The organism is Rhodoferax sp., assembly GCF_018780565.1.
Classification (GTDB): Bacteria; Pseudomonadota; Gammaproteobacteria; order Burkholderiales; family Burkholderiaceae_C; genus Rhodoferax.
The window spans coordinates 591,980-609,167 of record NZ_JADMJN010000002.1 but is presented as its reverse complement, the minus strand read 5'-3'; the positions used below and the strand labels follow the sequence as shown (position 1 = coordinate 609,167).

Sequence of the window (17,188 nt, the reverse complement as noted above, 5' to 3'; positions counted from 1 at the left end):
CGACGATCCAAGCATGGCCTGGCACGCGTCCCTGGAGATTGACTATGCGTGGCAGGGTCAACGCACCGTGGCCCACTTTCTGCACAAGGGGCCTTTGCGCGTGCTGCAAAGCCTTTATCCGGAAGGCGATGCCATCTGCCACAACGTCCTGGTGCACCCACCTGGCGGCCTTGTGGGCGGAGATACGCTGGACATCCGCATCAAGGGTGGCGACGGCTCCCACGGCCTCATCACCACACCGGGCGCGACCCGGTTCTACCGCTCACACGGTGAACCGGCGTTGCAACGCACCCACATCACGCTGTCAGACCAGGCACGCCTTGAATGGCTTCCCCTGGAAACCATTTGCTACAACCACTGCATTGCCGAGAACCACCTCACGCTGGACCTGGCACCGCAAGCCGAGTTCATCGGCTGGGACATCAGTGCCCTGGGTCTGCCCAACGCCCATCAACCGTTTGACGCCGGCAGCCTGTTGCAGCATATCGAGGTACCCGGCGTGTGGCTGGAGCGCGGACTGATCAAGGCCGATGACCAGCGTCTGATGGACAGCCCACTGGGTCTGGCAGGTCAGCGGTGCGTGGCCTCCCTGTTTTTTGTGTCAGGCAGCAAACTCGACCGGACACGGCGTGAACGGGCACTGGACCTGGCCCGCGCATTGATTGACACACACGCGTTGCGACCCATGGCAGGAGCCACCAGCCCCAATGAACAGGTGATCGTGGTGCGGGTGCTCGCACCCGTGGTGGAACCCGCCGCCGAGCTGCTTCGTGGGATCTGGACTGCCTGGCGGCACCATTTTTGGAACATATCCGCCTCCAGCCCTCGTATTTGGTCTATGTAGTGCTATTATTTTGATATCAAAATGATGCGGGGTGATCTTATTTTCCAAACGGCCCACGGTGCGGCCCGGCAGACAGAACGTTTTTGATGGCACTGCCTGAAGACGACCTCTCTGCCTCGCAGGCACTGGTTATTGACAGTAACCCGACTTCACGCTCCATTCTGGTGTCCCAATTGCGTGATTTCGGTATGGGCACGGTGGTTCAGTGCGCGCGGCTGGCGGATGCCCGTCGCCAGCTGGAATACCGGACATTTGATGTCGTGTTGTGCGAGCATCATTTTTCAGGCGAATCCTCGTCCGGGCAGGATTTGCTGGACGATCTGCGGCGCAACCAGCTGCTGCCCTTTTCGACCGTTTTCATCATGGTCACGGGTGAAGCGACCTACGCCAAGGTTGCGGAGGCAGCCGAGTCCGCCTTGGACGGCTACCTGCTCAAGCCCCACAAAGCCACCCAACTGGGTGATCGCTTGCGGCAAGCTCGCATCCGCAAAATTTCACTGTCCGAAATATTCGCGGCCATCGAAATTGAAGACTTTGAAGGCGCCGCCAATTTGTGCCTGCATCGCTTTGAAACCCGAGGCCTGTTCTGGCTGTATGCGGCCCGGGTCGGTGCCGAACTGCTGCTGCGCATTGGCAAGGCCGCTGAGGCCCAGACGCTTTATGAAGCTGTCGTAGCGGCCAAAACCTTGCCCTGGGCCAAACTGGGGGTTGCACGGTCCTTGCTGGACACGGGCCAGACCTCGGTGGCGGTCAGCACGCTGGAGAACCTGATCAGCGAAGACCCCAGCTACGCCGATGCCTACGATGTGATGGGGCGTGCCCAGTTTGACCTGGGCAAGTTCGACAAAGCCATGGCAACTTACAAAATGGCCAGCGAGCTCACGCCAGCCTCCATCAGCCGGCTGCAGAACCTGGGCATGATGACCTATTACTCTGGTGACCGCAAAGAGGCGGAAAAGATTCTCGACCGAACCACCCGGCTCGGCCTGGACTCCAAAATGTTCGACTGCCAGACGCTGGTGCTGCTGGCTTTTGCCCGCCTGGAAAGCAACGACCGCAAAGGTTTGCAGCGCTGCCATGACGATTTTGTCCGCCTGATCGAAAGAAACCCGGACAGCAAAAGGCACCAGCGCTTGTCAGACATCGTGGATGCTCTCGCCCTGATTCAACTGCACCAATTTGCACAGGCGCTGGACGCCGTGCGGGCGATGATCAAAAACGTGAAATCTCCCGAATTTGATTTTGAGTCAGCAGCCAACCTGCTGGCGCTGCTGGCCCAACTGGCCGACAAGGCCATTCAACTTGACGAAGTGGACTCGGTTGTGGAGGCCCTGGGCATGCGTTTTTGCACCAACCGCGCACTGACTGAACTGCTGGCCGGATCTGCCGCCATACATGCACCTTATGCAGAGCGTATCAGGGCTGCGCAGGCGCAGGTTCTGAAGCTGAGTGAACACGCAATGTCACTGAGCATGGGGGGCGATCCCAAGGCCGCCGTGAAAAATCTCATCTTTCACGGCAGCTCCACACTCAACGGCAAGCTGATCGAAACCGCTTACCTGGTACTCAATCGCTACGCGGCCAAAATTCCGGATGCACAAAGCCTGATTGAAATGGTGCAGGACTTGCGCAGCCGTTTTGCCACCAGCACGGCCAGAGCGTCACTGGGGGAGCAAAAACGCCAGGCAGGCGGTCTGACCCTGCGCACGGGCGGACCCACGGCCAAGACCCCCAACGCCATCACCTGACTCGCGGTTCCGTGACGCTCAAATCGCGACCATCTGGCGCACGCCGTTAACTTCCATATCCCGGCCCAGCCCGCTGGCCAGGACCGAGCCGCGCTCCATCACCACATAGTCATCTGCCAACTCCCGGGCAAAGTCGTAGTACTGCTCCACCAGCACAATCGCCATGTTGCCGCGATCGGCCAGCATACGGATGACCCGGCCAATGTCCTTGATGATGCTGGGCTGAATACCCTCGGTTGGCTCATCCAGAATCAGCAGCTTGGGACCCGCCGCAAGCGCCCTGGCAATGGCCAGCTGTTGCTGCTGTCCACCCGAAAGATCGCCACCACGGCGGTGCAGCATCTGCTTGAGAACCGGGAACAAATCAAACAGCTCAGGCGGTATCGGCGTGCTGGCAGTTTTGTAGGCCAGGCCCATGCGCAAGTTTTCCTCCACGGTGAGCCGTGCAAAGATTTCCCGCCCCTGCGGCACGAAGCCAATGCCGGACCGGGCGCGCTCATAAGGTGTCGCGTTATGGATCGGTTTTCCATCCAGCTCCATGCTGCCGGTCCTGATCGGTACCAGGCCCATCAGGCTTTTCAGCAGGGTGGTCTTGCCCACGCCGTTGCGCCCCAGAATCACGGTCACTTTGCCCAGCGTCGCTTTCAGGCTCACATCGCGCAGGATGTGCGAGCCGCCGTAGTACTGGTTGACGTTCTGAACATTTAAAACAGGGTTACTCATACAGGTCCAGTCTCATCGGCCCAAATACACTTCGATCACCCGCTCATCGGCCTGCACTTGAGCCAGCGTTCCCTGAGCCAGCACCGACCCATCGCACAGCACGGTCACGATGTCCGAGATGGTGTTGATGAAGCTCATGTCATGCTCCACCACCATCAGCGAATGCTTGCCCTTGAGCGACAGAAACAACTCGGCGGTGCGCTCGGTTTCCTCATCCGTCATGCCGGCAACCGGCTCATCCAGCAACAGCAGTTTGGGGTCCTGCATCAGCAGCATGCCAATCTCGAGCCACTGCTTTTGGCCATGGCTCAGCGTTCCCGCCTGGGCACCCACGCTCTCGGCAAGGTGAATGGTATGCAGCACATCAAGCAGGCGGTCACTCTGGGCTGAATCCAGACGGAAAAACATCGAGGCAGCAACCGCCTTGTTGGTCTTGAGGGCCAGCTCCAGGTTTTCGAACACTGTCAGCTGTTCAAAAACGGTGGGCTTTTGAAACTTGCGCCCGATACCGAGCTGGGCAATTTCGGGCTCTGTGTAGCGCAAGAGGTCAATCGTGCTGCCAAAAAAGACGCTCCCCTCATCGGGACGCGTCTTGCCGGTGATGATGTCCATCATGGTGGTCTTTCCCGCACCATTGGGACCGATGATGCAGCGCAATTCGCCCGGGGCAATGTCCAGCGAGAGCTTGTTGATGGCCTTGAAACCATCAAAACTGACGCTCACCTCGTCCAGATACAGAATGCGACCGTGGGTCACATCCACTTCGCCCGGCGTGTGCAAACGCGAGAATCCCGCGGCACGTCCACCGGACTCTGTTTGCCCCGTCCTGGCCGCCATCGCTGCCATGCGCGCCTCGACGCGACGGGCCCCTTGCTCCAGCAGATCTGGTGTCATTTCCTGTTCCCCCGCAGCTTCTTCACCAGCCCCACCATCCCATGTGGCAGGAACAGCGTTACACCAATGAAAAGCGCCCCCAGAAAGTACAGCCAATACTCGGGATAGGCCACCGTCAACCAGCTCTTGGCCCCGTTGACGATGAAGGCGCCAACGATCGGACCAATCAGGGTGGCACGACCGCCGACGGCGGCCCAAATGGCAATCTCGATTGAGTTGGCCGGGCTCATCTCGCTGGGATTGATGATGCCCACCTGCGGCACATACAGGGCGCCGGCCACGCCGCACATCATGGCCGAGATCGTCCAGATCGTGAGCTTGTAGCCCAGCGGGTTGTAGCCGGAGAACATGACCCGGGTTTCAGCATCACGCACCGCTTGCAGCACGCGGCCAAACTTGGCATTGACCAGCCAGCGCGCCAGCAGAAAGAAGCCCAGCAACGTGACCCCGGTCATGACGAACAGCGTCATGCGCATGCCTGGTGTGGCAATGGGAATGTTCAGGATGCGTTTGAAATCCGTGAAGCCGTTGTTGCCGCCAAAGCCGGTTTCGTTGCGAAAGAACAGCAGCATGGCGGCAAACGTCATGGCCTGCGTGATGATGGAGAAGTACACACCTTTGATACGCGAGCGGAAGGCAAAGTAGCCAAACACAAAGGCCACCAGGCCAGGCACTGCCACCACCAGGAACAGGGTGGCCACAAAGCTGTCGCTCAAGGACCAGTGCCACGGCAAGGTCTTCCAGTCCAGAAACACCATGAAGTCCGGCAGGTTGCTCTTGTAATTGCCGTCGGTGCCGATCTGACGCATCAGGTACATGCCCATGGCATAGCCACCCAGCGCAAAGAACACACCATGGCCCAGGCTCAGGATGCCGGTGTAGCCCCAGATCAGGTCCATGGCCAGGGCGCAAATGGCATAGCACATGATTTTTCCGACGAGCCCCACGGCATAGTCGCTCATGTGAAACACGCTGTCCGAAGGCACCAGCAGATTCAGCGCCGGGGCCACGGCACAGACCACGATCAGGGCAGCCATGAAAGCCGTCCAGCCCTTGCCGGTCAACATGGGGCTTTTGGCAGGCAGTGCAAAGGTAGTCATGCTTCGGCGCTCCGGCCCTTCATGGCAAAAATGCCTTGGGGACGCTTCTGAATAAAGATGATGATGAACACCAGCACGGCAATCTTGGCCAGCACCGCGCCGGCCCAGCCCTCCAGGAACTTGTTCAGCACGCCCAGGCCCAGCGCCGCATAGACGGTGCCTGCCAGTTGACCGACGCCGCCCAGTACCACCACCATGAAAGAGTCCACGATGTAGCCTTGCCCCAGGTCTGGCCCCACATTGCCCACCTGGCTCAAGGCGCAGCCGGCCAGCCCGGCAATACCCGAGCCCAGCGCAAAGGCGTAGGTGTCAATGCGGGCAGTGTTCACCCCCATGCACGAGGCCATCGGACGGTTCTGCGTGACGCCACGCACAAACAGGCCCAGACGCGTCTTGCCAATCACCCACGCCACGCCTGCCAGCACAAAAATCGCAAAGCCCACGATCACCAGCCGGTTGTAGGGCAGAGACAAATTGCCGAGCACCTGCACCCCGCCGCTCATCCACGAGGGGTTCTCCACCCCCACATTTTGCGCACCAAACAGGGTACGCACCCCCTGCATCAACATCAGGCTGATGCCCCAGGTGGCCAGCAAGGTTTCCAGTGGCCGGCCGTACAGGAAGCGGATCACACTGCGCTCCAGTGCAGCACCCATCAAGGCCGAGGCCATGAAGGCCACCGGCACCGAGGCCAGCAAGTACCAGTCAAACGCGCCCGGCAGGTATTTTTGGAACAGGCCCTGAACCACATACGTGGCATAGGCGCCAATCATCATCAGTTCACCGTGGGCCATGTTGATCACGCCCATCAGTCCATAAGTGATGGCCAGGCCAAGCGCTACCAGCAAAAGGATGGACCCCAGGCTGATACCACTGAAAATCGCACCCAGCCGGTCCCCCCAGGCCAGCGAGGCCTCCACTTGGCGCAATGTGTTTTGCAGCGCTGCCTTGACGTCCGGCTCGGTCTCTTGCGCCAGCCGCGCCAGCAGCACGGTTTTGGTGTTGGCCTGCGTGCTGGTGCTCAGCAGCTTCGCCGCCTCCAGGCGCCTGGTTTTATCGGTACTATTGAGCAAGGCCGCTGCACGCACCATGCCCAGCTGCTCCTTGATTTGCGCATTGCTTTCTGCCGCAAACGCTTTTTCTATCAATGGCAACTTGGTTTCATCCGCATCGCTTTGCAACTGCTTGATGGCAGCGATGCGGGTCTTCTCGTCTTTGGCAAAAAGCTTGAGCGCAGCCAGTGCGGAGTCCAGCTCGCCACGCATGCGGTTGTTGTTCATCACGTCTTCGGCACCCTCGGGAACGCTGACCTCTGCGCCCGTCACAGGGTCAAAACCCTTGCCGTCCCGAATGACCATCACTTTGTCACCCGCCACCTTGACCGCATCTTCAGACAAGGCCTGCAGAAAAGCGGCCGTCTTGTCATCAGCCATTGCCACGGCCTTGTTCAAAGCCTCAATACGCGCATCACTGTCGCCAAGACTAAGGGCTCTTACCTCATCAGCCGTCAGCGAATAGGCACTACCCGCCATAAACAATATAGCAATCGCCATCCATCGGATCAGTCGGCTAAGCATTGACAAACTCTCTGAAAAATTTTGTTTTCATTGAAACGAAAAACCCGGGGCGAGGTCGTTCAACCCCACCCCGGGCCGTGTAGCAGCATTAACCCTTATTTCTTGACCGGCTCATCAGGCTTCTTGTCGTTGCCTTCGATGTACGGCGACCATGGCTTGGCTTTCACCGGACCGGGTGTCTTCCACACCACGTTGAACTGTCCGTCGGCCTTGATCTCGCCAATGAACACCGACTTGTGCAGGTGGTGGTTCTTCTCGTCCATCTTGCTCACGATGCCGCTGGGCGCCTTGAAGGTCTGGCCCGCCATGGCAGCAATCACCTTGTCGACATCGGTGGACTTGGCTTTTTCAACCGCCTGCTTCCACATGTTGATGCCGATGTAAGTCGCCTCCATCGGGTCGTTGGTCAAGGCCTTGTCTTTGTGACCGGCAATGTTCTTGGCTTTGGCATAGGCGGACCACTTCTTGATGAACTCGTCGTTCGCAGGATTCTTGATCGACTGGAAGTAGTTCCAGGCGGCCAGGTGTCCGACCAGCGGCTTGGTGTCCACGCCGCGCAACTCTTCCTCACCCACCGAGAACGCGACCACAGGCACGTCCTTGGCCTTCAGACCGGCGTTGCCCAGCTCTTTGTAGAAGGGAACATTGGAGTCACCATTGATGGTCGACACCACCGCAGTCTTGCCACCCGCGGAGAACTTCTTGATGTCAGCCACAATGGTCTGGTAGTCCGAGTGACCAAACGGGGTGTATTTTTCGTCGATGTCTTTATCGGCTACGCCCTTGGATTTCAGGTAGGCGCGCAAGATCTTGTTGGTGGTGCGGGGGTACACATAGTCGGTGCCCAGCAGCACCCAGCGCTTGGCCGCGCCACCGTCTTTGCTCATCAGGTAATCCACCGCAGGAATAGCCTGCTGGTTCGGCGCTGCACCGGTGTAGAACACGTTTTTGGACAGCTCCTCGCCCTCATACTGCACGGGATAGAACAAAAGGCCATTGAGTTCCTCGACCACTGGCAGCACGGACTTGCGCGAAACGGAAGTCCAGCAACCAAAGATCACATCAACCTTGTCCTGCGTGAGCAGTTGCTTGGTTTTTTCAGCAAATAGAGGCCAGTTGGAAGCGGGGTCGACCACGACCGGTTCCAGCTTCTTGCCCAACAAGCCACCCTTGGCATTGATCTCGTCAATGGCCATCAACACGGTGTCTTTCAACACCGTTTCAGAAATGGCCATGGTGCCCGAGAGGCTGTGCAGAATGCCGACCTTGATGGTGTCGGCTGCAAACGCTGGCATGGCAGTCAAGCCAGACAGTGCGACGGCAGCGGTGAGTGCCTTGAGGGTAAAACGACGTTGCATGTGTGCTACTCCGGTAGGTAAAAAGAAACCATTTCGTTGTGCTGAGCCTTCCGGGGCCGGCTTTTGCAAAACGATGGCTTGACTGTAGGGACGCACGGGAAAAGTGAAAATACGCCGAGTGGCGTATGAGGGTTGGCGCCCAGCCTGCGCCGCTTTGAACCACGCAGACGGCCTATTCATGGCTAAGATAGCCAACAGACCGGGGAGTGCCAATGAAAAGAGCAGACTTCATCCATCTTGTGCGCCTGAGTGAGCACGCCAGTGCCGACAACAGCCGCGCCTACCGCCGCAGCGTGGCTGTCTTTGCGGCAGTGGGCTACTTCTGGGTGCTCGGCTGCCTGGCACTGGCGTTGGCCCTTCTGGCTGGAACGGTGAACGCCATCGGTCAGGGGGAATTCAAAGCCGGCTACATCTGGCTGCTCGTTGCGGCTGCGGGTCTGCTGTGGACCAGCAGCCGCGCCTTGTGGTGCCGTCTGGATGCGCCACAGGGTGTCGCACTGTCGCCCGCCGAGGCACCGGCACTGTTCGAGGCGCTGGAACAAATTCGAAGGAAGATCAAAGGCCCGCCCCTGCACCATGTGCTGCTGGACAGCAGTTTTAACGCCAGTATTTCCCAACTGCCGCGCTATGGCCTGTTTGGCGGCGCAGTCAATTACCTGACGATCGGCCTGCCTTTGCTGCTGGCGCTGGACCGGCCGCGTTTCCTCGCGGTGATGGCTCATGAGTATGGCCACCTGCGCAGCGACCATGGCCAGTTTGCGGCATGGATTTACCGTACCCGGTTGAGTTGGACCCGGCTTGAGCAAGGGCTGCGCCATGATGAAGGACCGGCGGCGGTGGCCACGCAGGCCTTCCTGCGCTGGTATTTCCCGCGCTTTCTGGCCAGAACCTTCGCGCTGGCGCGTCAGGACGAGTATGAAGCGGACAGGATCGCAGGCCAGCTCCTGGGAAAGGAGGTTGCTGCGGCCGCGCTGACCGAAATCGCCATCAAGGGGGTCTGGATTTCCCGCAAATTCTGGCCGCTGCACTGGCGCATTGCCGCGACCCATGCCGTGCCCGTGGGTCCGTTCAGCGCTATGCGCACGCTGCTGACCACGCCTCTTCCCGAAGACTTCGCCCGGGAAACCCTGCACCAGACGCTGGGGGAAATCAGTGACGCAGACGACACGCACCCTGTGCTGCGCGATCGGCTGCAGGCGCTGGAGGTGAGCCAACATCTGCCGGTCTGGTCCAGCCGCCCTGCACTGGACCTACTGGGCGCCAGCAGTGCCAAATGGCTCAACCACTTCGACCGGCAATGGTGCCAGGACAATGCCTCCGGCTGGACACAGCACCACGCTTATCTGGGCCGCGTGCGCGCTCGCATCGACCAGCTGGCTGCCAGCATGGAGCACAACAATGCCGATGAAATGGTCGAACTGGGCGACCTCCGCAGACGCCTTGACCCCGACGCCGAGGTGAACGACTGCTATGAGCAGGCCTTGCGGATCACACCCACCCATGCCGGCGGCCTGCGGGGCCTGGCGCAGTGTCTCAAAGGCACCGACCCGCCGCGACACCTCGACTGTCTGGACCAGCTGTTTGACCACAGCGTGGCCAACCGTTGGTGGGCGTGCCAAGCGGCAGTAAGCCTGCTGGAGCAGCCTGCAACCGATGGCACTCTGCATGAGCCAGGGCTCAGGCTCTGGCGTGCAAGGCTCAAGCAGGCCGAGGAAGCAGAAGGCCGCGCGTGGGCGGAGTTGACGCAAACGCCCTTCTTCCAGTCCATCACACGCCACGACCTGAATGATTTCGAAGCCGGTGAATTCCAGTCCGACATGGCACGCTGCAAGCCCGTGGCACGCGCATGGCTGGTGCGCAAAACCCTTCGCGAGTTTTCCTGCCGGCGCTGCTACCTGCTATTTGTCGAACTGCCGGGGATGGAGGACGATGATCGCCACCACCTGTGCCGCAGCCTGGAGCGCACGCTGGACCTGCCAGGACCGGTCTTGGTCTTGTGGGCAGGTCAGTCACCTGCCCTGGCAGACATTCAGAACAAGGCTTTCAATCCGCTTTTCGTTCGCCCCTTGAACTGAGTGACGGGTCGGGTGAGGCTATGCCGGTTTGACCATCGCCGTATCCAGGATGGTCTCGATGTGGCTGGTAATCGAGATCAGCTCGGTGGCGACAACCGCGAATTCCCGCCCGGCACTGCCCGCTCGTGCAGCCACAATGCGCGCATTCATTGCCACCACCTGTGCATGCTTGGAAATGGTTTTGATATCGCCCATGGCCTCAAGCAATTGGTGCTCAACTTTCTTGGCATGGCAGCGAGCCTGTTCTTCGTAAATGGCAGTGAGGCTGTTGAGCGTGGCCAGCAAGGGGGTTGCGCTTTCTATCAGTTCATCCAGCAACAGCGAAGCCTGGTGGCGCCAGCCTGACTCAATGGCATTCAACACACGCTCGGCCAGGTCGATGAACGCCAGAATCTTTTCATGGCCCAGCGGAGGCCCGAAGTACGCATCCCGCAGGACGGCGGTGAACTGACCTGACGCGCCATTGCATGCCTTCATCAGGCAGGCGTGTGCGTCCCGAAACAGCTTGAGCGCCTGTGTGGCAATGTCCACCGCCAAGGGATCTTGCTTGGCTGCCAGGACCGCATAGAGCACGACCCGCTGCGAGGTAAACCGCCGCCGACCCGACAAGTTGATGTAGGTGGCAAACTCTTCCCCGGAAGGATCTGCCGGGGGCGCAGGTGCAGCAAGCCTGGGGCGATCAGAAATGGGTAAGTACATGATTTTCTCCCTGTTGTAAAACTCGATCAATTCGCATGCAACTCGTGCGGCTGACGCTCTGCGGGGTACTTGGCCAGCAGCTCGGCGATCGCCAGAGGACGATCAATCAGATAGCCCTGAATCAGAATGCAGCCGGATTGTTGAAGAATCGCCAGCTGTGGCGCTGCTTCGACGCCTTCGGCGATGACCTCAAGATCCATCTGACAGCCAAGATCAATGATGGTTTTCACGATCGCCCGGTCATTGCGCTGCTGAGTCAGATCGCTGACAAAGGAACGGTCAATCTTGAGGGAAGAAATCGGCAGGTTCTTGAGCAGCGCCAGCGAAGAATGCCCCATGCCGAAGTCGTCCAGACTGATGCCAAAACCAAGCCGCCGCAATGCACGCATGACAGGAATCACCTGATCAGGCGACTTCATCAGCATGCCCTCCGTGAGCTCCAGCGTCAGACTGCTCGGGTCCAGGTCATACGCGGCGACCTGAGCGCACAGCTCATCCGGCAAGGTGCTGCTGGTGAACTCCGAGGCCGCCATGTTGACATGAATTTTGAGGGTCTGAAAATTGGCCGCACGCAGTATGGCCAGATCACGGCAGGCCTGAGAAACCACCCATTTTCCAAGTTGCACAATGAGGTGACTTTGCTCTGCAATGGGAATGAAAACATCCGGGGGCACCAGGGTGCCATCGGGGCGCTTCCACCGAACCAGCGCCTCCACGGCTTCCAGCGTTTGATTGCGGATGTTGAAAATTGGCTGATACGCCAGGAACAGTTCATCCCCCTGCAGGGCATGGTGAAGCTCTGTCTCCAGCGCCAGACGCTGGGCGATCGACGATCGGTGCAGGGCCAATGCGTTGGGACTGCTGAGGGAAAAGAAGTGGCACCCGTTACGGCCGTTGTTCTTGATGCGGTACATCGCCGCATCGGCGCTTTGGAGCAGCGCGGGACAGGTCTTTCCGCCTTGGGGAAATGTACTCACACCGACACTGGCAGAAACCGTGAGCTCCACGCCTTCATAGGCAAATGGCAATCGCGCCGCCTGCAAGACCTGCTCAACCAGGGTCGCGATATCCTCCTGGGATTGACCCGGAAGAAGCAATGCGAATTCATCGCCACCCAGCCGGCCCACACTGGCGCCGGCGGGGGCCAGAGCGCGCAGACGCCGTGCAAATTCGTGCAACACAACGTTGCCCGCCTCATGACCGAAAGCATCGTTGATAGGTTTAAAGCGATCAAGGTCAATGAACACCAATCCAAATGAGGTGTTGGCCTTCTCCGAAGCGGTGCAAGCCTGAGTCAACAACTCATAAAAATGGCTGCGATTGACAAGCCCCGTGAGCCCGTCGACCTGCGCCAGGTAAAGAATGGTGGCCTGTTGGTCCAGCCTCTTCGCCATCTGCGCAATAAGCGCACCTATGGTGGCCGAGAGCTTTGGCAGTTGAGCCTCGGGCTGCCGCGAAAGACAGCTATAGAACTCCAGAACGCCTGGATTGTGCTGATGGCCATCCGCCGAGACATAGGTGACTGGAAAAACATAGCCCGACCACAAGCGGCACTCGCGGTCATTCGTGCGTTGCGAAAAACGCAGGTCATTTGCCATGTCTTCCACCCAGTCGGGCTGCCCGCTTTCCCAAACGCTGCCAACCAAGCCCTCGCCCGGCGCCAGAGAGGAAGTGACGCTTTCCATGCCAAGCGAGCCAAGATCCAGCTCGGGACGATGCCAAAAGTGCTTGCACACAAGCCGCGAGGCGCCTTGCGGGGACTGCTCCATGGCCCAATAGGCACCCCAGTCCCAACCCAGATTTCTGCAGATCAACTGGATGACATTGGTGATGGCGTCGCCCAGACTATGGGAGCCCACCAGAAATTCCGTCAACTCAAAACCCAGTCGCTCACGCATCATGGCATGCTTGATGGGTGTGATGTCAACCAGGATGCCACTCAACAAGCCCGGGTTGTCGGGATCGGCGGGCATGTGCGTCATGCGCAGCCAGCGCAGACCGTCCAACGGGCTGATCACGCGAAATTCGAATCCACCAGACTGCAGGGGCTTGCTTGACAGCTGCGAAATCAGCGGCAGCAAGTCATCCAGCACGACAGAGATGAAGCAACCGTCCAACCGGTCGTGGCACAAAGTCTCAACATTCAAGTAAGACGCAGCCAAGGCAGACAAAACCATCTGCGATGTCTCGCAATCAAACCACCATCGGCCAAAGGAAGCGGCCTCTTCCAGCGCACTGAGAGCCGTATTGTGTGTGAAGGCTTGGGACAAGCGAGGTGGAAACCCAGTATCCGGGTTGCTCAGTGCCGCGCGTTTTGATGTTTGATGCACGATGACTCCCTGTTGCGATGTCACCTCTCAAGCATCATTCATGCCAAACAAAAACCAGAGATTCAGGTAAATGCAATAGGTAATTACCCCTTATCTAACGAGATTGGTGCATAACGGTCATCAATGGTGCAAGCGATTGCGATGCCCCCGCAACTCAGTGCACATTCACCCGCCTACTCAGCTTTGATGCCCGCCGTCTTGATGATGCGCGCGTTGCTCTCGAACTCGCTGGCGATCTGCCTTGAAAAATCCGCCGCACTCCCGCCAGTCGGCACGTTGTCACTGGCAATCAAACGGGCGCGAAAATCCGGCAATGCCAGTACCTTGTTGATCTCGGTGTTGAGCCGGTCCAGTATCGGCTGGGGCACGCCAGCCGGCGCAAACACACCGAACAGCGAGTTCAGGTTAGCCTGCGCAAAACCCAGCTCGGCCAGCGTCGGCACTTGGGGCATTGCATCCAGACGTGACGGGGCACCCACTGCCAACGCACGCAGCTTGCCAGCCTTGATATGCTGCATCACCGCCGGCCCGGTATTAACGGACAGGACCTCGAACTGGCCACTGAGTGCATCGGTGATTTGCTGCCCACCACCTTTGTAAGGCACATGCGTGACATCGATCTTGGCACCTGCTGCCAACTGCACCAGCATGAGGTGACCCAGCGAGGCAGGACCCGAGGTCGCCCAACGCACAGCGCCCGGCCGACTCTGTGCCGCCACGAGCAAGTCGCGAAAGTCCCTGGCGGGTGTGGCTGACGTCGCCAACAGCAACACCGGCGAATACATGACACTGGCAATGGGCGTCACATCTTTCAGGGGGTCAAAAGGCGATTTGCTCAAATGCGGATTGAGCACCAGAGGACTCACCGCCGCAAAGCCCAGGGTGTACCCATCGGGCGCGGCCTTGGCCACAGCATCAACGCCAATGCTGCCGCTGGCGCCGGCTCGGTTGTCAACCAGCACGGGGGTAGCCAATTGCACGGCAAGGCGCTCACCCAGCGCTCGGGCGACGATGTCGCTGACGCCACCGCTGGGGTAGGCGACGATCAGGCGAATCGGCTTGGCCGCAGGCCAAACCTGGCCGAGCACCAGACTGCTGGCGCCGGACAGCACAAGCATTGGCAATATCTTTTTGAGAAACATTTGTTTGGAATTCATGGGGTCTATTGTCTGCGTCAATGTTGCTTCAAATGTCGAGCTTGATCACCGCGGTCAGCGGAACATCGCCCGGCGCCTCGTAATGGGCCAGCAAACAGGCGCGCGAGGGATCACGCGCCGCACCTGCCAGCAGTTCCCGTACAAAGCGAATGGAAGGCTTGTCCAGCGCAGCAAAGGGATCATCCAGCAAGGTAACGCTTGCACCGGATGCAAAGGCTGCTGCCAGCCAGACCTTGCGCTTGGACCCGGTCGAGAGCATGTACATTGGCTTCTCCATATGCTCAGTCAGAGACAGGCCGGTACTCAGCTCGCCCAGCCGCTGCTTGTCAAACTTCGGGTAAATGTCATGCAGGGACTGGAAATACGCCACCGGTGAAATCTGCTCGAAAGCCTCTGAACGCGGATCGACCCAAAACACTTGCTGGCGGTAAGCAGCGGGGTCATCGCGCAATCGCGTACTGTGAACCTGCAACTCGCCCGCATCGGCTGACAGTGCACCCGCCAGCAAGCGCAACAGGCTGGTCTTGCCGCTGCCATCACCGCCCAGCAACAGCGTGAGGCCCGGTCGAATGCACCCCGACCAGTTCTTGAACAACTCGCGCTCTGGATAGCGAAAGCACAAACCCTCTACAGAGAGGACAGGTTGCACGGTGAGATCAAGGGCTTTCATGGCCATCTATTGAGGGTTTTGAACATGCGTGCATCTTAGGCCAGAGTCCGCTCAAGATCGGCGACAACAAGTTATTGACATTTCACAATGAGGTGTCCCGCCACCCAAGTACAAACCATGCTCTACGCATATCTTCTGGAGGGCGACATGACACATCTCAGCCAATTTTTGGGAACTTGGGTAATCCTGCTCCCGATCGTCTTGCTTGGCGGCACAGCAGCAGCACAACCTGGTCCGGGTGCAGGCGCAGACGCTGCTGCGCCACGCCCCACGGTTGCTGCATCGGCACCAGCAGGGCAGCGGGGCGAAACAAAGGGTCGCAGATCAGCCGCATGGTGGGGCAAGGATGTCACACCCGGGTGGGCGATGATGAGTTGGGCCGAGCGCAACGAGCATCGCAAAAAAATGCGGGCCATGAAGTCCTATGAAGAATGCAAATCGTATCTGGATCAACACCATGAGCTGATGGCAGCGCGGGCCAAGGACAAGGGAAATGCTTCCTTGATGCAACCCCGGCGTGATGCCTGCGAGCGCCTGAAGCCCTAAGCGCGACCCACTGCACACGTGGAACGATCAAGCGCCAATTTCGACAATGTCGTTTTCGCCGGGGGTGGTAACCGCTGCTTCTGGCAGGCGGGCTTCTGGTCGGTCGTAGCGCCCGCCCTGGAGTTGCGACCCAGGCGAGTACGGGCTGTCAGCGCGGGTTCGGCTATCGCCTGTGCCTTGTTTGCGGGCACTTTTGAACACGGCTTCACCGGTTACAAACAAGCACTTGCCAACAATGCGCGCAATCTTTATCTGCGCAATCTTCTCCGCGAAGAGCCGGTCTTCCCGCATGGCGGGATGTACCGAAGTGCCATTCTGAGCAGCATCGACGAGCGCGCACTCTCACGCCTGCACCAAGGTCCGGAAATCAACGTTCTCATTTCCCGTCCGCCGGGATGGGCGTCTCCGCGGATGGCCCTGCTCCTGGGTGCTCTGGCGCTTGGCGTGGACATATGGGGGCGCGGGACAATTCACTCCTCGACCGGAAGCCGCATTGGGTTCAAGCCCCTGTACCGTTCGGTTCGGGAATGTGAGACTCCCGAAGCACTCGCCGATCTGGTGATTGCGTCCTCCTGCGTACCACCGTTGACGCCACAGGTCCGAAGTGACGGCATGATTTTGTTGGATGGAGGGCTCGTCAGCAATGTGCCCGCCGAAGATCTGGCGCAGGAACAGGGGTGCAGTCTGATCCTTCTCACCCGGCAATTCCCCTCAATTCCCGATGTCCCGGGACGCACCTATGTTCAGCCATCACAGCCGATACCGGCAGGGGCATGGGATTACACCGACGAGACCGCCGTGCAGTCCACCTTCGACCTTGGGCGTCGGGACGGCGAACACTTCTGCACAACCATTCGCAGAGCAGGATAGGCAAGGCGCTTGTGAAATATCAAGGTGCCAGAGGGTAAGCACCGTAGAGTGAGCATGAGCTCATTCAAACTTACTGACGGAACATGACCATGCTGAACTCATTGAAGCAAACTGGGAAGAACATTGGCCGTGAAATCGGTCGCGCTTGGGAAAGTCTCTCTGAAGGATGGCGCGAACTCCTCAGCCGCAGCAGCGACGCCCTGACGCATTTCACCCACCGCAAGGACGAGGAGCAGAAGGGAAGCAGCGAACTTGCAATGCTGCCACGCTGGGGCTTGCTGGCCGGGGAGTTGGAGGAGACACGCAAGGACGTGGTGGTGAGGCTGGAGGTGCCGGGTCTGGACAAGGACGACTGCAAGATCGTCATCGAAGGCAACATGCTCCACCTCAGTGGCGAAAAGCGCTTTCAGCGCGAAACCAATGACAGCACCTACCACGTGATGGAGCGCGCCTATGGGATGTTTCAACGCTCCATTGCGCTGCCGCGCAACGTGAACGTGGAGGAGGCAGAGGCCAGCTTTCGAAACGGCGTGTTGACCGTGCGCCTGCCGAAGGAGGGCGCAGACCGCGCCAAATCGATTCCCGTGTCCTGACACT

The 17,188-nt window shown here is 59.2% G+C and carries 15 protein-coding genes; 6 read left to right on the top strand and 9 right to left on the bottom strand.

Annotation, left to right across the window (positions count from 1 at the left end; translation table 11 throughout):
- Nucleotides 1-13 precede the first annotated feature (13 nt).
- Both IV109_RS03350 and IV109_RS03345 read left to right on the top strand, forming a co-directional pair.
- The gene (locus IV109_RS03350; RefSeq protein ID WP_296692075.1) at nt 14-844 is read left to right on the top strand and encodes an urease accessory protein UreD; all 831 of its coding nucleotides are present in this window, start codon (nt 14-16) and stop codon (nt 842-844) included.
- A gap of 86 nt (nt 845-930) precedes the next feature.
- Nucleotides 931-2,592, top strand: coding sequence for a response regulator (locus IV109_RS03345; protein ID WP_296692072.1), 1,662 nt, complete (start codon nt 931-933; stop codon nt 2,590-2,592).
- An 18-nt stretch (nt 2,593-2,610) separates the two neighbouring features.
- On the opposite strand, the gene urtE is transcribed toward IV109_RS03345, so the two are convergent.
- From urtE to urtA, 5 genes are all read right to left on the bottom strand, one after another.
- Nucleotides 2,611-3,315 carry an urea ABC transporter ATP-binding subunit UrtE gene (gene urtE, locus IV109_RS03340; RefSeq protein WP_296692070.1) on the bottom strand — a complete coding sequence of 235 codons (705 nt, stop codon included), beginning with the start codon at nt 3,313-3,315 and terminating at the stop codon, nt 2,611-2,613.
- A 12-nt stretch (nt 3,316-3,327) separates the two neighbouring features.
- On the bottom strand, nt 3,328-4,209 hold the full coding sequence (gene urtD, locus IV109_RS03335) for an urea ABC transporter ATP-binding protein UrtD (protein WP_296692067.1): 882 nt from the start codon (nt 4,207-4,209) through the stop codon (nt 3,328-3,330).
- Nucleotides 4,206-5,309, bottom strand: a complete 1,104-nt coding sequence (gene urtC / locus IV109_RS03330) for an urea ABC transporter permease subunit UrtC (protein ID WP_296692065.1) — start codon at nt 5,307-5,309, stop codon at nt 4,206-4,208. Before urtC ends, urtD begins: the two co-directional genes overlap by 4 nt.
- Nucleotides 5,306-6,886 carry an urea ABC transporter permease subunit UrtB gene (gene urtB, locus IV109_RS03325; protein WP_296692062.1) on the bottom strand — a complete coding sequence of 527 codons (1,581 nt, stop codon included), beginning with the start codon at nt 6,884-6,886 and terminating at the stop codon, nt 5,306-5,308. Before urtB ends, urtC begins: the two co-directional genes overlap by 4 nt.
- A gap of 95 nt (nt 6,887-6,981) precedes the next feature.
- The gene (gene urtA, locus IV109_RS03320) at nt 6,982-8,244 is read right to left on the bottom strand and encodes an urea ABC transporter substrate-binding protein (RefSeq protein ID WP_296692056.1); all 1,263 of its coding nucleotides are present in this window, start codon (nt 8,242-8,244) and stop codon (nt 6,982-6,984) included.
- A gap of 212 nt (nt 8,245-8,456) precedes the next feature.
- On the opposite strand from urtA, the gene IV109_RS03315 reads away from it, so the two are divergent.
- The gene (locus IV109_RS03315; protein WP_296692053.1) at nt 8,457-10,319 is read left to right on the top strand and encodes a M48 family metallopeptidase; all 1,863 of its coding nucleotides are present in this window, start codon (nt 8,457-8,459) and stop codon (nt 10,317-10,319) included.
- 18 nt (nt 10,320-10,337) lie between these two features.
- On the opposite strand, the gene IV109_RS03310 is transcribed toward IV109_RS03315, so the two are convergent.
- From IV109_RS03310 to IV109_RS03295, 4 genes are all read right to left on the bottom strand, one after another.
- Nucleotides 10,338-11,018 (bottom strand): methyl-accepting chemotaxis protein, encoded by a 681-nt coding sequence (locus tag IV109_RS03310; RefSeq protein ID WP_296692050.1) that lies wholly within the window; start codon nt 11,016-11,018, stop codon nt 10,338-10,340.
- 26 nt (nt 11,019-11,044) lie between these two features.
- On the bottom strand, nt 11,045-13,348 hold the full coding sequence (locus IV109_RS03305; RefSeq protein ID WP_296692046.1) for an EAL domain-containing protein: 2,304 nt from the start codon (nt 13,346-13,348) through the stop codon (nt 11,045-11,047).
- 173 nt (nt 13,349-13,521) lie between these two features.
- Entirely contained in the window at nt 13,522-14,466 is a 945-nt protein-coding gene (locus IV109_RS03300) for a tripartite tricarboxylate transporter substrate binding protein (protein WP_296692513.1), read from the bottom strand.
- A gap of 67 nt (nt 14,467-14,533) precedes the next feature.
- Nucleotides 14,534-15,175, bottom strand: coding sequence for an ATP-binding cassette domain-containing protein (locus IV109_RS03295; RefSeq protein WP_296692043.1), 642 nt, complete (start codon nt 15,173-15,175; stop codon nt 14,534-14,536).
- A 117-nt stretch (nt 15,176-15,292) separates the two neighbouring features.
- On the opposite strand from IV109_RS03295, the gene IV109_RS03290 reads away from it, so the two are divergent.
- From IV109_RS03290 to IV109_RS03280, 3 genes are all read left to right on the top strand, one after another.
- A complete protein-coding gene (locus IV109_RS03290; RefSeq protein WP_296692040.1) occupies nt 15,293-15,721 on the top strand; it encodes a hypothetical protein in 429 nt (142 codons plus the stop codon).
- Nucleotides 15,722-15,739: 18 nt separating this feature from the next.
- Complete coding sequence (locus tag IV109_RS03285) at nt 15,740-16,591, top strand: patatin-like phospholipase family protein (protein ID WP_296692038.1); 852 nt, start codon at nt 15,740-15,742, stop codon at nt 16,589-16,591.
- Between the two features lie 89 nt (nt 16,592-16,680).
- The gene (locus IV109_RS03280) at nt 16,681-17,184 is read left to right on the top strand and encodes an Hsp20/alpha crystallin family protein (RefSeq protein WP_296692034.1); all 504 of its coding nucleotides are present in this window, start codon (nt 16,681-16,683) and stop codon (nt 17,182-17,184) included.
- Nucleotides 17,185-17,188 lie beyond the last annotated feature (4 nt).

Coding starts and splice junctions, on each gene's coding strand:
- IV109_RS03350 (WP_296692075.1), top strand. CDS start 14: ATGGCCTGGCACGCGTCCCTGGAGATTGACTATGCGTGGCAGGGTCAA.
- IV109_RS03345 (WP_296692072.1), top strand. CDS start 931: ATGGCACTGCCTGAAGACGACCTCTCTGCCTCGCAGGCACTGGTTATT.
- urtE (WP_296692070.1), bottom strand. CDS start 3,315: ATGAGTAACCCTGTTTTAAATGTTCAGAACGTCAACCAGTACTACGGC.
- urtD (WP_296692067.1), bottom strand. CDS start 4,209: ATGACACCAGATCTGCTGGAGCAAGGGGCCCGTCGCGTCGAGGCGCGC.
- urtC (WP_296692065.1), bottom strand. CDS start 5,309: ATGACTACCTTTGCACTGCCTGCCAAAAGCCCCATGTTGACCGGCAAG.
- urtB (WP_296692062.1), bottom strand. CDS start 6,886: ATGCTTAGCCGACTGATCCGATGGATGGCGATTGCTATATTGTTTATG.
- urtA (WP_296692056.1), bottom strand. CDS start 8,244: ATGCAACGTCGTTTTACCCTCAAGGCACTCACCGCTGCCGTCGCACTG.
- IV109_RS03315 (WP_296692053.1), top strand. CDS start 8,457: ATGAAAAGAGCAGACTTCATCCATCTTGTGCGCCTGAGTGAGCACGCC.
- IV109_RS03310 (WP_296692050.1), bottom strand. CDS start 11,018: ATGTACTTACCCATTTCTGATCGCCCCAGGCTTGCTGCACCTGCGCCC.
- IV109_RS03300 (WP_296692513.1), bottom strand. CDS start 14,466: ATGCTTGTGCTGTCCGGCGCCAGCAGTCTGGTGCTCGGCCAGGTTTGG.
- IV109_RS03295 (WP_296692043.1), bottom strand. CDS start 15,175: ATGAAAGCCCTTGATCTCACCGTGCAACCTGTCCTCTCTGTAGAGGGT.
- IV109_RS03290 (WP_296692040.1), top strand. CDS start 15,293: ATGCTCTACGCATATCTTCTGGAGGGCGACATGACACATCTCAGCCAA.
- IV109_RS03280 (WP_296692034.1), top strand. CDS start 16,681: ATGCTGAACTCATTGAAGCAAACTGGGAAGAACATTGGCCGTGAAATC.